Origin of the sequence: Thioclava indica, from assembly GCF_000714545.1 — a bacterium.
Classification (GTDB): domain Bacteria; phylum Pseudomonadota; class Alphaproteobacteria; order Rhodobacterales; family Rhodobacteraceae; genus Thioclava; species Thioclava indica.
On sequence record NZ_AUNB01000029.1, the window covers coordinates 44,169 to 57,726 of the forward strand.

Here is a 13,558-nt window from a genome sequence, read left to right on the forward strand (position 1 = left end):
CAAGCAAGGGAGTTAGGGGGAATTGTTGCGAATTGTTCAGGAATAGTTAGCAATCGTCGCCTTTTGTCGCTTTTGTTTCGCGCTTGGCGTCATTGGCGCGCAAACCCAAGCTGACCATATGCTGCGCCGCCACCGGCGATAGAGGGCGGCTCGGCGGGGTCAGCAGCAAGCGGCCAAACAATGCGCGATACTCTTCCTCAAGCATCAACTGCGCGAACCGCTCTTTGCGCCATGCCACCGCCGCGTCATGCAGTGCCGCCAATTCCGGATCTACCATCAACTGCGCGCGCAAAACCTCGGCCGCGCCTTCATAACGCGCAATCGCCGTGTCAGGCGTGGTGCAGAAATTGCGCTCGACCCAATAGGACATGTCAAACGCTCCGGCGGCGCGATTGGCCCGACCGCGATCGCATTTCACGATATAGCTCTCCATCGCGCCCAAAGCATAATGGTTAAGTTGAACCAGCCCGTAAGGATCGCTCCCCAGCGGTGTGAACAGTTTCTGACGCTGATAAAGCGCGGGCAGCTTACGCCCCGAGCCATCCACCCAAATCGTTGATTGTAAACGATCTTTGTCGGGGGCGCGTGGCCGGTGTACCCCCAGCTTGCCATAGGTGCCATCATTGGCAAACAACGTCTTGAACATCGCCGCGCGCCATGGCCAAAGCATGCCGACTGGCGCGGCGCGGGTGAATTGCTGTGTGACTGGCATGTCCTCGAACGCGACCTTGCCGCAATTGCCAAACAGCCGCCATGTCAGCGCAATCGCGGTCGCGGGCGCGCAGGCTGAAATGAGCGCATTTAGCGTGCCATCGCCCGTCTTGATCGTGACGAACTCGTCGACATCCAACACCGCGATCCAATCGGCGCTCGCCTTAAGCGGATGACGGTCCGCCTGCTTGAGCGCACCCCATTGCGGCCCTTGCTCCCACGGGCCGGGATTGGGCCGATGGGTCAGCCAGCCAAGCTGTTCCAGCCGATCCAGCATCTCTGCCGTGCCATCCGAGCAATCATTTGAGAAGACAAGAAAATCCGTAAACCCAACGGCGCGATGATGGGCCAGCCACTCCAACAGGAAAGCGGCTTCGTTTTTAACGGATGTAATGGCCAAGGCGCGCATGAGGGCAAGATGCACCCCGCATCACGTCCGCGCAAGGCGGAATGGCGGGTGGGGGCGTTACGCCGATATGCCGGAGGCCTCCGGCGGGAGTATTTCGGGCTAGATGAAAGCCAAAGCATCGTATTCATCTAGCCATAAATACTCCCCGCGGAGCGTCCCTCAGGTGATCCGGGGCGCAGGTGTCAATGCGTGGCTTCATCCGGTGGGGCCACGGTAAAGAAGAAATCGGGCGCAAGATCGCGCTCGTGGAGATCCTCGGGGATCACATGTGGGCCGGTATTGAACACCGCCGGGCCAAAATGTTTCAACAGCGTTGAAAGCTTTTCAAAGCGCGGCGAGGTCAGCTTGGCGTAGAACTCTGCCTGATCGGGACGCGCCATCAGCTCGGTAATTTTGGCGCGGTGGCAGGCAATGCTATGGGCATGCGCGGCGGCGATTTCGGGATCGGCCAGCAGCCGGTCGAACTCGGCCTTGGCAGCAGGCAGCATGCGCTGGATCGAGGTTTCGACCTGCGCATTGTGGTTCATTCGGAACCAATAACTCAGCCCCTGATCGCGATCCACATGGTTCACCCGACCCCGGTCGCGTTTCACCAGAAAACTCTCTGCCGAGCGCACCGCGTAATGGTTCAGCTGCACCCAGTCATAACCATAGGTATCCAGCGTCGAGCGCCAGCCATTGCGAAACATCTCGCGCGGCATCGGCTTGCCCGAGCCGTTGAGCCATTTCACCTGATCCCAAAGGTCGGGCACCAATCCTTTGGGCCGATGCACGCCGAGTTTCTTATACAGATCGACGTTGCGAAACAGCGTTTTGAACCCCCAGGCCTGATGGGGTTTGCGCACCACTTCGGGGGCGCAGCGGGTGAATTGCTCGGTGACAAAGCGATCCTCGAAGTGATGCACATCATCATTGCCAAAGAGCCGCCATGTCAGCGAGATCATATTCGCCTCGCCCATCGTCTTATACAGCGCGGGCAGGGTGCCATCGCCGATTTTGATATTGATGAACTCATCCACATCCATGCAGATCGACCAGCCGGCATTCTGGATCACCGGTTCGTTTTCCGCCGCCGCGAGGGCCGCGTGCTGGGGCTTCATATCCTCCATCGTGCGGAACGGATTTTCGCGATGCGCCACGATCCCCTTGCGTTCCAGCAGGTCCAGCATCGTATCCGTGCCATCGGTGCAATCATTGGTGTAGATCAGGAAATCATCGACCCCGATCGCGCGATGATAGGCAAGCCATTCCAGAATGAACGGCCCTTCGTTTTTCATCGTGGTGATGATCGCGGTGTGCCCGGCATGGATCGCCTTTTTGGGCGCAGCCTTGACCTTGGACACAGGCGGGCGGATCGGCTTAAAGCCCCAGACCTGTTTGGACAGTTCCAGCAATTGATCATCCTCGACCAGCGAGGTTTTGGGCACCAGTTCCGCCGCCGACACGCCCGGCACACGAATTGCCATCGCGCGCCAGAACCCGTAGGCCCGCCCGGGGTCGAGCTTGGCGTTGCTCACGCCTAGCAGCCGCCAAGTGCTTTCCAACCCCGCCTTGGCCGGCGCGCAGCCCCAGCGCGCAATGCCGCTGCGCGCGTCGAAAGAACGACAGATGTGATCGGCAAAGCGCTCGGGGTCGCCTTTGCGCACACGCCACGGATATATCCGCTGGCCCACAAGCAGGATCACCCCGTTCTCAGCGGCCTGCGCGGCCTCGAATGCGGTGGGGGTCGTGTGCTTATGCGGGCGCAGCAAATCGGTCACGTCCAAAATCAACACCGCCGCCGCCTTGGCAAAGAAGCGCCATTTCGCGATCTCAAAAATCAGCGGCTGACCCAGCGGAGCGCGCCACGGATCCGGGCCGGGCGGCTCCATCCGATCTTTGCCCGGTGCGTCGGGGGCGAGATAGACATGCGATTCCGGACCATGACCGGGCTTGCCCAGCGCCAGATCGCAGTCCAGTACGACCACCGGCATCTCCAAATCGCGCTGATCAAGGCCACGTTCCAGGTCTTGCGCGAACTCTGCCGCATTGCCTGTCGGGCTGTCTGGCGGCGCGCGGTTCAAGATCACCGCACCGGTCGCGCCGTGATAGTCGTGATGCCAGCTGAGCCAGTCCAGAACGGTTTCGACGCTTTCGTCAAGACGCTGACCATACAGGCAATTGCGCCCCTCAAAGATGTCCCAGTCAGGCGCGGCGGGGGTGAGCGGCAACAGCACCTGCGCGCCATCCGCGTCCAGCAGCGCGATCTGCGTCGGGCCGGAGGCGTCGGGCTCATGCACGCTCATCACGGCCCCCGCAACGGCGCGCGACTTTATCAGGCGGGCGGCCCCGGCGGGTTGCTTTCGTGCGACCTGATCGGGGCTTGAGGGCTTGGCGAAAAACGCGCGCAGGTGATGTTTGCCCTCTTGGTGCCACCCCACGACATCCAGCAGCGCCGGGGCCGACCCGGTTGCCGCCTGTGAGTGCATCTTTCGCCGGATCACGCGGTGCTCGCCCATAAAACCCTCTTGTTCGACGTTGTGCTGTCCTAGCATGCGCGCGCGCGAACGCGAAGCCTGTGGAGGCGTGTTTTGCCGCCCCATCGCAAGGAAAACAGATGGGTGTTTGGACAGGGCGGTGACGAAAGAAAGACCGCGTCGCGCGCGGGGTGGGGCGCTCTTGCGAACTGCGACATTGCGCCGCGCTAAAGGCCCGAATTGCCGCCTGATTTCATGGATTTGCAAGAAAACAGGGGGATTTTCACGCGCGCCTCACCTTGGCCTGTCAGAAACGTGACCCACGCAACAGTTTGTCGCAGTTTCATTGCTGAAGGTTTTGACCTAGATCAATCTCAGCATGAAGATACTCCCATATCACTTTGTGCATCGGGTCCTTGATCTCCCAATCGCGGCTTCGGCCATGCGGACCCGACCAGAGGATTGACGTTCTCCCTCGTCTTTCCCCTAAATGCGCCGCGGGTCTCCCTCCCGCGGCGCTTTAATTTTTTGCGAAATCTGTTGGTCGGGAAGCGGCGTGATACGCAGCTTTTGATGGGGGCCTTAACGGATTAATGCAAAATCGTCTCAAGTTTGCCCTATTTCTCTGTCACTCGCGTATGAGTGAAAACAGTGACCGACAGATGCGCGGCTTTTTGGGGTTTGAGATTTGGCAGATTCGTTGCTCAACGGGATTGTAATCAACGAGATCCTCGTTGACCCCAATGGTGCGCAGAATTTCGACACCGATGGCAATGGCACGGCCGAAGCAACCGACGAATATATCGAGCTGTATAATAGCTCCAGCGATCCGATCGACATTTCGGGTCTACAGCTTTGGGATCAGGGCGTCGGCAATTGGTTCACCTTTCCCGATGGCACGACCTTGCAGCCGGGCGCGCATGCGCTGGTGATGACGGGTGTGCAAGACGGGGGCAGCCTGCCCACCGGTGGCGCGAATGATCTGGCCTTTGATGCGGGGCGCGGCACTGCGCTGCTTAATAACGGGGGCGACAATGTCACCGTCTATGACCCCAGCAATGATGAATTTATCCAAGCGACCTTTAATGGCGACGCTCTTGATGATCCGACGCTGGGGGCAGGGGGCTATTCGGGGTTTTCGGGAACTGCCACGCGGGTCGGTTCGGGCGAAAATTTTGGCGATGATACCGATGGGCTATCCTTGCAACGCGACGATGACGGGTCCGATACCTTCACCTCGGGCACGCCCACGCCAAACGCGACGAATATCTGTTTCGCCGATGGCACTTGGCTGGCCACGCCGCAGGGCGAAAAGACCATCGAACAGCTTCGCGTTGGCGATTTGATCGTCACATCCGATAACGGGGCACAGCCGATCACATGGCTTTTTGCCAAGACCTGGACGCCTGCCGAAATCGCCGCCGCGCCCAATCTCGCCGCCGTGCTGATCTGCAAGGGCGCGTTGGGGGTGGGGCTGCCATCGCGTGATTTGCGCCTGTCCCAGCAGCACCGCGTGTTGGTGCAAGGCCCTGTTGCGCAGCGCATGTTTGGCGCCGATCAGGTGTTGATTCCGGCCAAAGCACTGCTGTCGCTGCCCGGTGTGATGCTGGAGCTGCCCGACTGCAACGTCACCTATTACCACGTCATGCTTGAGCGCCACGAAATTCTGTTTGCCAGTGGCGTGCCAAGCGAAAGCCTTTTTCTGGGCGCTCAGGCGCTGGACTCGATTCCCAAGCCCGCGCTGATTGAGATTTGCAAGCTTCTCAATGTCACGCGCCGGGATTTGGGCAAAACCACGGGGCCGATTGCGCCCGCGCGGGTTTTTGCCAAGGGCAAACGCGCGGTGCGACTGGTGGAACGTCACGCCAAAAACAACCGCGCCTTGGTCGAACGCGCAGCTCTTTACGGCTAGACGCCAAGCGCCTGCACCCATGAAAAAGCCCTCCCGAAATTGGGAGGGCTTTGACTATTTCTGGCGAGATCGATCCTAGCGGGTCGAGCCGATCATCATCACCATTTGGCGGCCCTCAAGACGGGGCATCGATTCAACCTTGCCCAATTCGCCCACGTCATCGCGCACGCGGTTGAGCAACTCAAGGCCAAGGTTCTGGTGCGCCATCTCGCGGCCCCGGAAGCGCAGGGTGACTTTCACCTTGTCGCCATTTTCCAGAAACTTGATCACATTGCGCATTTTCACTTCGTAATCATGCACATCGGTGCCGGGCCGGAACTTGACCTCTTTGATTTCGATAATGTGCTGCTTTTTGCGGGCTTCGGCTTCGCGCTTTTGCTGCTCATATTTGAACTTGCCGAAATCCATGATTTTGCAGACCGGCGGGTCGGCGTTGGGAGAGATCTCCACCAAGTCGAGACCGGCCTCTTCGGCCATGCTCATCGCTTCGCGCGGCGTGACAACGCCGACATTCTCGCCCTCCGCCCCGATCAGGCGAATTTCATTGGAACGAATACGACCGTTCACTCGGGGTCCGGTGTCGCGGGTCGGCGGGGCGTTATGGGGTCTACGGGCTATGGTGGGAATCCTTCTGTAGCCAACATGATTTCAGGCGCAAAACATAGTCCCGCGCGCCGTGGCTTTCAACCGCAAAGCGTTGGGAACCGGGGTGCGGAGGCATGCGTTTTGACAATTGGCGAGTTTAAGCGCGTAGAGCGGCGCAAAAACGGCCATTTTCGGGACGTGGGGTTTTGCGGATCGTCAGTGCCTGACATAATAGGAACGTAGCTTTCACGTACGGCCAGAAACATAGCTTTCTCGTCTGACCAGTAAGAGGGATTTCACCATGAATAAGAACGTTTGGTATGCTATCGCAGCCGTTGTGGTCGTTGTGGCGGGCATTGTCTATTTTACCTCCTCGCAGGAACCCATGCCCCCTGCCGCCCCCGAGTCGCAGACAACCGAGCAACCGACGACCAGCTCGGCAGTTGATAGCGCCACGGATGCCGTCGGCGATGCTGCGCAATCCACCACAGATGCGGCCAACGAAGCGGCCCAAGCCGCCAAGGACAGCGTAAACTCTGCGGTCGATGCGACCAGTGCGGCCGCGCAATCCGCAGCCGATGGTGCGAAAACCGCCGTGGATGCCGCAAAAACCGCGGCGGAGAAGGCGGCAACGGCTGCGGGCGATGCCTCGCAAGCCGCCAGCGATGCCGCAAAAGCCACGGTTGACGCGGCAACGCAAGGCGCCACCGATGCCGCCAGCGAGGCCGCTGATGCCGCAACGCAAGCCGCGCAGGCTGCAAGCGATGCCGCCAATGCCGCCGCCAACGCTGCCTCGCAAGCCACAGAGAATGCCGATGATTCGGTGACTGACGGGGCCGCGAGTGCAGCTACCTCCGCCGCCAAAGCCGCCACCAACGCCGCCGATGCGGCTGCGGATGCGGCCTCGGCTGCGACCAATGCGGCAGAAACGGCAACGCAAACCGCAGATGACACCGCCGCCGATGCGCAAAGCGATGCTGCGACCACGGGTGAGGGCGCAATGCCAGGTGTGCTGGATGCGGCCAAGGCGCTGACGGTTGACGGTTTTGACGCCGACACGGTTGAAAAGATGATCGACGACTCGGCACTGCCCGAAGCGACCAAGGCGCCGCTCAAAACGGCTGTTGAAAGCGCGCGCAACAATCCCGCTTTAGTGAAGGGCGTTTTGGACCAGGTGCGCTCGGCCTTGGGCATGTAACGACCACACTCTTTGGCATGTCAAACGCCCGCCCCGCGCAATTCAGGTTGCGCGGGGTTTTTCGTTTGGGGGGCCTTAGGAACGTGTCAGGCTTGGCGCGCGTTGTCCCCTGACAGCAAAGGAGAGCCCCATGACATTTGACCTAACCTTGCAATCGCGCGCATCCGTCACCCACGACACGCACCATCTGCGCTTTGAGCGTCCCAAAGATCTGTCGTGCAAACCCGGTCAGGCGGTGGATCTGACCCTGACGCGCGACGGCTGGCGCGATGAGGCCCGCCCGTTCACGCCGGTCAATGGCAGTGAGGGCGACACACTTGATTTCATTATCAAAAGCTATCCTGATCATGAGGGCGTGACAGCCCAAATCGCCACGCTACAACCTGGCGAACATGTGCAAATCTCGGACCCTTGGGGTGCGATTCATGACGCAGGCCCCGGCACGTTCATCGCAGGCGGCGCGGGCATCACGCCTTTCATCGCAATCCTGCGCGCGCGACTGGAGCGCGAGGGAACATTGGGCGGATCGACCCTGATCTTTTCCAACAAGACCGAGGCCGACATCATTTTGCGCGACGAGTTCGAGGCGATGGAGGGGCTTGAAACGATCTGGCTGGTCACGGATCAGGAAAATCCGGGTCCGAATGTGCAAAACGAAAAGATTGACCGTCATTTCCTGCGCAATCACGCAACCACCGCGAACGCACCGTTCTATATCTGCGGTCCGGACGCGATGGTCGATGATATCGAAGAAATGTTGATCTCTTTCGGCATCGGCAAGTCAGATATCATACGCGAGGATTTCAGCTAGTGGCGCGAGAGGGCGCGCGCCTGAGTGCGCCCTAAATCCCCTCGCCAACGAATGCCTTTTCGACCACATATTCGCGCGGCTCGGAGTTGGCGCCTTCGCGCAGCCCGAACCCTTCAAGCACCGCCATCACGTCCTTATTGAACGCAAGGCTACCACAGACCATTGCGCGATCCGTGGCCGGATCCATCGGCTCGATCCCGAGGTCGTCGAACACCTTGCCGTTTTCGAGGTTCGTGGTGATGCGCCCCATATGGGGGAATTCTTCGCGCGTGGTAGTGGGGTAGTATTTCAACTTGCCCTCAACCATCTCGCCGATCAGCTCGTCATTCACGAGGTTCTCGACCAGTTGGCGGCCATATTCCAGCTCTTCGATGGTGCGACAGGTGTGCATCATCACGACCTCATCGAATTTCTCGTAAGTCTCGGGGTCGCGCATCAGCGAGGCGAAAGGCGCGATCCCGGTGCCGGTGGCGAGAAACCACACGCGCTTGCCCGGCAGCAGCGCGTCATGCACCAGAGTTCCCACCGGCTTGGGACGCAGGATGATCTCATCACCCGGCTGGATATGTTGCAGCTTTGAGGTCAGCGGCCCGTCGGGCACCTTGATCGAGTAGAACTCCAGTTCCTCATCCCAATTGGGCGAGGCGATGGAATAGGCGCGCAGCAGCGGCTTGCCATTATCGCCCATCAGTCCGATCATCACGAACTCCCCCGAACGAAAGCGCAAGCTTTGCGGGCGGCTCACGCGGAAAGAAAACAGCCGGTCGGTCCAATGAGTGACCTCGGTGACGGTCTGGGCATCGGGCAGGGTCTTGACCTTGGGAATCTCGTTCACGGCGTTCTCGTTCATGGTTCAGGTCTTTCGTCGCAACACAACTTGTCGGGTCCGCATACGGGGTTTTCCGCTCGGTCTACTTTGATCTGGCGCAAATCTCACCAGAACCCCGGTCATAGCGGGGAATTGCCGCAGGGAAAAGCGTTTGGCGCGAAACAGTGTTCGCATGCGCGCTTGCCGGGTGGAAATCCGTTCAATAGCGCAGATCCAGCGCCTCCAGCCCGTGGAAGTGATAAACATCGCCATAAACGGGCCTGTTCGCCAAGGTCATCGCGGGCAGGCGTTCAAACAGCAGCGGCAGCGCGATGCGCATCTCAAGACGTGCAAGCGGTGCGCCGATGCAGAAATGCGCCCCCGCGCCAAAGGAGAAATTGGTTTTCACTGGTCGAGGCGAATTGAACACGCCGGGGCTATCCCAGGTGTCAGGGTCGCGATTGGCCCCCGCCAGCAACAGCCCGATCTGACTGCCCGCGCGGATCGTCTCGCCCTGAAGCTCGATATCCTCATAGGCCCAGCGGGTGAACAGATGTAGCGGAGGGTCATAGCGCAGGATCTCTTCCAGCGTGCCATCAATATGGTCTGTATCCAGCCACTCGGGCGCAACGCCCTGTTCCAGCAGCGTTTTCACGCCATTGCCGATGGAATGCACGGTCGCCTCATGCCCGGCATTGAGCAGCAACACTACGGTCGCGATCAGCTCGTCCCGGCTCAGATGCGCGCCGTCCTCTTGCACCGCGATCAGATCGGACAGCAGGTCATTGCCGGGCGCCTTGCGCCGCGTTTCGATCAGCGCACTCAGATAGTCGGTAAACGCCTGCGCAGCCTGTGCGGCCTCGGCCTCAAGCGCGTCATCACGGCGCGCCTGATACATCTGCACCATCGCATTGGACCACGCCAACAGATCGGGCGCATCGGTTTCAGGCACGCCCAGCAGCCGCGCGATCACGATCACCGGCAGGGGCTTGGCGAAATGCTCCAGCAGGTCGCCGCCACCTGCGGGCATGTCGTCAATCAGGCGATGGCACAGCGCGGTGATATCGGGCGCAAGGGCTGCGATCCGCCCCGAGGTGAAGGCGCGCACCACCAATCGGCGCAAGCGGGTGTGGCGCGGGGCCTCAAGTTCCAGCATCGAGTGGCGTTCAAGCGCGTAAAACGGCTCAAGATGGGGCGGCGTAGGCAGGGCGCGTTCCGCCGGGGTTTCACGCCCCAAACGACGATCGCGCAACGCCGCTGCCACGACGGACGCCCGCGCACTCACCGCCATTTTGTAATCGGACCAATACGCAAACGGCCCGGCCGCGCGCACGCGATCATAAAACGGATAGGGGTTTTGCACGAACTCCGCATCCAGCGGCGATTGGGTCAGGCTTTGCATATCAGCTCCGGTTGCTTGGCACCCTATTGGCCCGAGACGCGCGCCTCTTTCAAGCGTGCCGCTTGCACTTTGACGCCTATAGCGCCACCAATAAGCGCAGCGGAGGTCATCATGGTTCACATCATCCAAATCACGCCCAAGGATCGCGCCGACCGGAACGGGCGATCTGGCGCGGATCATGTGCCTGCGTCGATTACCCTTTTCACATTGCCGCTCTAGATGCGGCTGCGCGTCACCCTGCTGCTGCTTTGGCTGGCGCTGACCTTGGCGGCGTCTTTCGTGGTCTGGCGCGTTTCGGCGCGCGAAGGTCTGGCGCGGATCGAGGCCCAAGGCGCATCCGATCTGCGTCTCGCCTCGGATCGTCTGGTGGCCGCGATGTTGCAATTTCGCGAGGTCGCGGTGCTGGCGGCCGATCACCCCGATGTGGTGGCGCTTGCGCAGAATTTCACCCAAGAGGGGCGCGCCGGCGGTGCGTGGCGCAACAAGGCCGTCAGCCTGACCTTGCAGCGCCTCGCCGATCACGCGGGCGCGCGCGACATCTGGCTGATCGCGCCCGACGGGGCGGTGCTGGCGGGGCCAGATGAGGCGCCTGAAGGCGTAGAGATCTCGCGCGCGCTGACCCGCGCGGCGCAAGGCGCGACCGGATTTGATCATTTCGTGGACCCCGAGACCGGGCAGCGCCTGTTTACCTTTGCAGCCCCGGTCTTTGCCCCTCAAGGCGGGGTAATTGCAACCGTGCGGCTGCGCCTGCGTGCCAGCGATGTCGAGGCCGAGGGGCGGGGCAATCCGGTGCCGGTCTGGTTCAGCGATGCCGATGGCGTCAGCTTTCTCACCAACCGCATCGACCTGGTGCTGACCGCGCACGGGACAACGCGCCCCGATCCGCTGATCTATCCCGCAGGCGCAGTTGCGCCGCGCGCGCCGATGGTTGCGCGCCCTTTCGCGGGGCGTGAATTGCTGTTCGGGCAGGGCTCGCTGACGGGGCCGGGGCTTGAGGTGACGCGCGCGCTGCCGGTGATCGACATGACGGGCCATGCTCTGGCGTTGGCGGGTCCGGTGCTGCGCTCGGCGCGGCTGGTGGCGCTGTCCACGGCGGCGGGGTTTCTGGCGCTGGGGGCGGTGCTGCTGGCCCTGTGGGAGCGGCGGCGCGCATTGGCGCTGTCCAATGCCGCACTTGAGGTCCGCGTAGCGGCGCGCACCGCAGAACTGAGTGCGGCGAATGAGGAGTTGCAACGCACGCAAAATGAACTGGTGCAGGCGGGCAAGCTCTCGGCGCTGGGGCAAATGTCGGCGGGCATCAGCCACGAGTTGAACCAGCCGCTGATGGCGATCAGCTCGTATGCCGAGAATGCCGAATTGCTGCTGGAGCGCGGGCGCGTGCAAGAGGCGGGCGAGACCTTGGGGCGGATCGGCGCGATGGCGCATCGCATGGGGCGCATCATCCGCAACCTGCGCGCATTCGCCCGCCAGGAAAGCGAGCCTGCGACGCGGGTCGGGCTGGCGGCGGTTGTGGAAAGCGCGCTGGAGATGCTGGATGCCCGCATCAAACAGTCTGCGGTAAGCGTCACCTGGCAGCGCCCCGATTTCCCCGCCATCGTGATGGGTGGCGAGGTGCGGCTGTCGCAAGTCGTGCTTAACCTGATCTCCAACGCGCTTGATGCGATGGAGAACGCGCCGACCCGTCAGTTGAGCATCGCGATCACGCGCGCGGATGACGGCATTCGACTGACGGTCGCTGATACCGGCCCCGGCATCGCCGACCCGTCGCGCATTTTCGACCCGTTCTACTCCACAAAAGAGGTCGGCAGCGCCGAAGGGCTTGGCCTTGGCCTGTCGATTTCCTACGGTCTGGTGCAGGGCTTTGGCGGCAACCTGCGCGGCGAGAACGCACCAACAGGCGGGGCGGTGTTCGCCGTTGATCTGCGCGAAGCACCGCAACGGGAGGGCAGCTAGATGATCCGGCGGGTGTTGTTTGTCGATGATGATCGTGCGGTGCGCGAGGCGCTGGGGCAGACGCTGGAACTGGCGGGGCTGCGACCCACGCTGGCCAGCTCCTATATCGAGGCCAAGGATCATATCGGCCCGGCGTTTGAGGGCGTCGTGATCAGCGATATTCGCATGCAGGGCAAGGATGGTTTCGCGCTGCTGGAGCTGGTGCAAAAGGCGGATGCCGATCTGCCGGTGATCTTGCTCACGGGTGAAGGCGATGTGCCGATGGCGGTGCGGGCGATGGCGCTCGGGGCCTATGATTTTCTCGAAAAACCTTGCTCTGGCAAAGAGTTATTGGCCGTAGTTGAGAGAGCGCTGGAGCAACGCGCGCGGGTCATGCAGATCCGCTTGTTCAAGCGCGAAGGCCAGCGTGGCGATGCGGCGGCGCGCATTCTGGTGGGGCGTTCGGCCGTGGGCGAGGCGCTGCGCGAGAATGCCCGCCGGGCCGCGCGCTCGGGGGCGGAGGTGCTGATAACCGGCGCGCCCGGCGCGGGCAATTCCAAGGTCGCCGAGGTGATCCACCTGCTCTCCAGCCATGCCCGCCGCCCCTTTGTCAAACGTGCCGCCGCCGGGCTGTCGCCCGAGGATCTCGCCGCCAGTTTCGCGCAGGCCGAGGGCGGCACGCTTTATCTTGACGAGGTGGCCGATCTGCCCCAACCCGCCCAGTTTGCCCTGATCGAGCTACTTGAAACGCGCCCCGCCACGCGCCTCATCGCGGGCACCTATCGCGATCTGGCCGGACTGGCGCGCGCGGGCCGCTTCAACCCCGATCTCTACTGGCGCCTTGAGGCGCTGCGCCTGCGCGTGCCCTCGCTATCCGAGCGCCCCGAAGACATTCCCGACCTGTTTCGCCATTATGTCGCGACCGCCTGCGAGCAGGCCAATCTGGCGATCCCCGAGATCCCGCCCGATCTGAGTGCTGCGTTGATGGCGCGCGACTGGCCGGGCAATTCGCGCGCGCTGATGTCGGAGGCAATGCGCTTTGCGATGGGGCTTGGCGCGGGCGAGGCGGCGCATAACCTCGGGCTGGCCGAGCGCATGGCAGGCGTCGAGAAATCGCTGCTGGCCGAGGCGCTCGCGCAAGCAGGCGGCAACGCCACCGAGGCCGCCACCGCCCTCAAACTCCCGCGCAAGACGTTTTACGACAAACTCGCGCGCCACGGGCTGCGGGCGGAGGATTATCGGGGGTAGGGGGAGGCGTGCCACATTGAAAATGAGCATCGGCGCGACCGTTTTGCGGGGCTGCGGTGATCTGAAGCGCAAAGCGATGTGGGGGC

General features: G+C 61.9%; 10 protein-coding genes. 5 read left to right on the forward strand and 5 right to left on the reverse strand.

Annotation, left to right across the window (positions count from 1 at the left end; all coding sequences use genetic code 11):
* Positions 1 to 46: 46 nt before the first annotated feature.
* Together DT23_RS10005 and DT23_RS18610 are read right to left on the reverse strand one after the other, a co-directional pair.
* Positions 47 to 1,120: a glycosyltransferase family 2 protein gene (locus DT23_RS10005; RefSeq protein ID WP_038130896.1), complete on the reverse strand. Its 1,074-nt coding sequence runs from the start codon at positions 1,118 to 1,120 to the stop codon at positions 47 to 49.
* Positions 1,121 to 1,302: 182 nt separating this feature from the next.
* Entirely contained in the window at positions 1,303 to 3,618 is a 2,316-nt protein-coding gene (locus tag DT23_RS18610; protein ID WP_051697215.1) for a glycosyltransferase family 2 protein, read from the reverse strand.
* A gap of 646 nt (positions 3,619 to 4,264) precedes the next feature.
* Here DT23_RS18610 and DT23_RS18615 point away from each other — a divergent pair.
* A complete protein-coding gene (locus DT23_RS18615) occupies positions 4,265 to 5,488 on the forward strand; it encodes a Hint domain-containing protein (protein ID WP_051697206.1) in 1,224 nt (407 codons plus the stop codon).
* Positions 5,489 to 5,563: 75 nt separating this feature from the next.
* Here the strand turns inward: DT23_RS18615 and infC are convergent, their stop codons facing one another.
* Positions 5,564 to 6,055, reverse strand: coding sequence for a translation initiation factor IF-3 (infC, locus tag DT23_RS10020; protein WP_240473585.1), 492 nt, complete (start codon positions 6,053 to 6,055; stop codon positions 5,564 to 5,566).
* A 319-nt stretch (positions 6,056 to 6,374) separates the two neighbouring features.
* Between infC and DT23_RS10025 the strand changes: the two genes are divergently transcribed.
* Both DT23_RS10025 and DT23_RS10030 read left to right on the forward strand, forming a co-directional pair.
* Positions 6,375 to 7,271 (forward strand): hypothetical protein, encoded by an 897-nt coding sequence (locus DT23_RS10025; protein WP_051697207.1) that lies wholly within the window; start codon positions 6,375 to 6,377, stop codon positions 7,269 to 7,271.
* A 130-nt stretch (positions 7,272 to 7,401) separates the two neighbouring features.
* Positions 7,402 to 8,082 carry an FAD-binding oxidoreductase gene (locus DT23_RS10030; RefSeq protein WP_038130899.1) on the forward strand — a complete coding sequence of 227 codons (681 nt, stop codon included), beginning with the start codon at positions 7,402 to 7,404 and terminating at the stop codon, positions 8,080 to 8,082.
* A gap of 31 nt (positions 8,083 to 8,113) precedes the next feature.
* On the opposite strand, the gene DT23_RS10035 is transcribed toward DT23_RS10030, so the two are convergent.
* Together DT23_RS10035 and DT23_RS10040 are read right to left on the reverse strand one after the other, a co-directional pair.
* The gene (locus DT23_RS10035; protein WP_038130902.1) at positions 8,114 to 8,932 is read right to left on the reverse strand and encodes a ferredoxin--NADP reductase; all 819 of its coding nucleotides are present in this window, start codon (positions 8,930 to 8,932) and stop codon (positions 8,114 to 8,116) included.
* Positions 8,933 to 9,110: 178 nt separating this feature from the next.
* Positions 9,111 to 10,292: a cytochrome P450 gene (locus tag DT23_RS10040; RefSeq protein ID WP_038131118.1), complete on the reverse strand. Its 1,182-nt coding sequence runs from the start codon at positions 10,290 to 10,292 to the stop codon at positions 9,111 to 9,113.
* Positions 10,293 to 10,511: 219 nt separating this feature from the next.
* On the opposite strand from DT23_RS10040, the gene DT23_RS10045 reads away from it, so the two are divergent.
* A complete protein-coding gene (locus DT23_RS10045; RefSeq protein WP_038130903.1) occupies positions 10,512 to 12,245 on the forward strand; it encodes an ATP-binding protein in 1,734 nt (577 codons plus the stop codon).
* Entirely contained in the window at positions 12,246 to 13,472 is a 1,227-nt protein-coding gene (locus DT23_RS10050) for a sigma-54-dependent transcriptional regulator (RefSeq protein ID WP_038130905.1), read from the forward strand.
* The last annotated feature ends 86 nt before the right edge of the window (positions 13,473 to 13,558 follow it).

Coding starts and splice junctions, on each gene's coding strand:
- DT23_RS10005 (WP_038130896.1), bottom strand. CDS start 1,120: ATGCGCGCCTTGGCCATTACATCCGTTAAAAACGAAGCCGCTTTCCTG.
- DT23_RS18610 (WP_051697215.1), bottom strand. CDS start 3,618: ATGGGCGAGCACCGCGTGATCCGGCGAAAGATGCACTCACAGGCGGCA.
- DT23_RS10025 (WP_051697207.1), top strand. CDS start 6,375: ATGAATAAGAACGTTTGGTATGCTATCGCAGCCGTTGTGGTCGTTGTG.
- DT23_RS10030 (WP_038130899.1), top strand. CDS start 7,402: ATGACATTTGACCTAACCTTGCAATCGCGCGCATCCGTCACCCACGAC.
- DT23_RS10035 (WP_038130902.1), bottom strand. CDS start 8,932: ATGAACGAGAACGCCGTGAACGAGATTCCCAAGGTCAAGACCCTGCCC.
- DT23_RS10040 (WP_038131118.1), bottom strand. CDS start 10,292: ATGCAAAGCCTGACCCAATCGCCGCTGGATGCGGAGTTCGTGCAAAAC.
- DT23_RS10045 (WP_038130903.1), top strand. CDS start 10,512: ATGCGGCTGCGCGTCACCCTGCTGCTGCTTTGGCTGGCGCTGACCTTG.
- DT23_RS10050 (WP_038130905.1), top strand. CDS start 12,246: ATGATCCGGCGGGTGTTGTTTGTCGATGATGATCGTGCGGTGCGCGAG.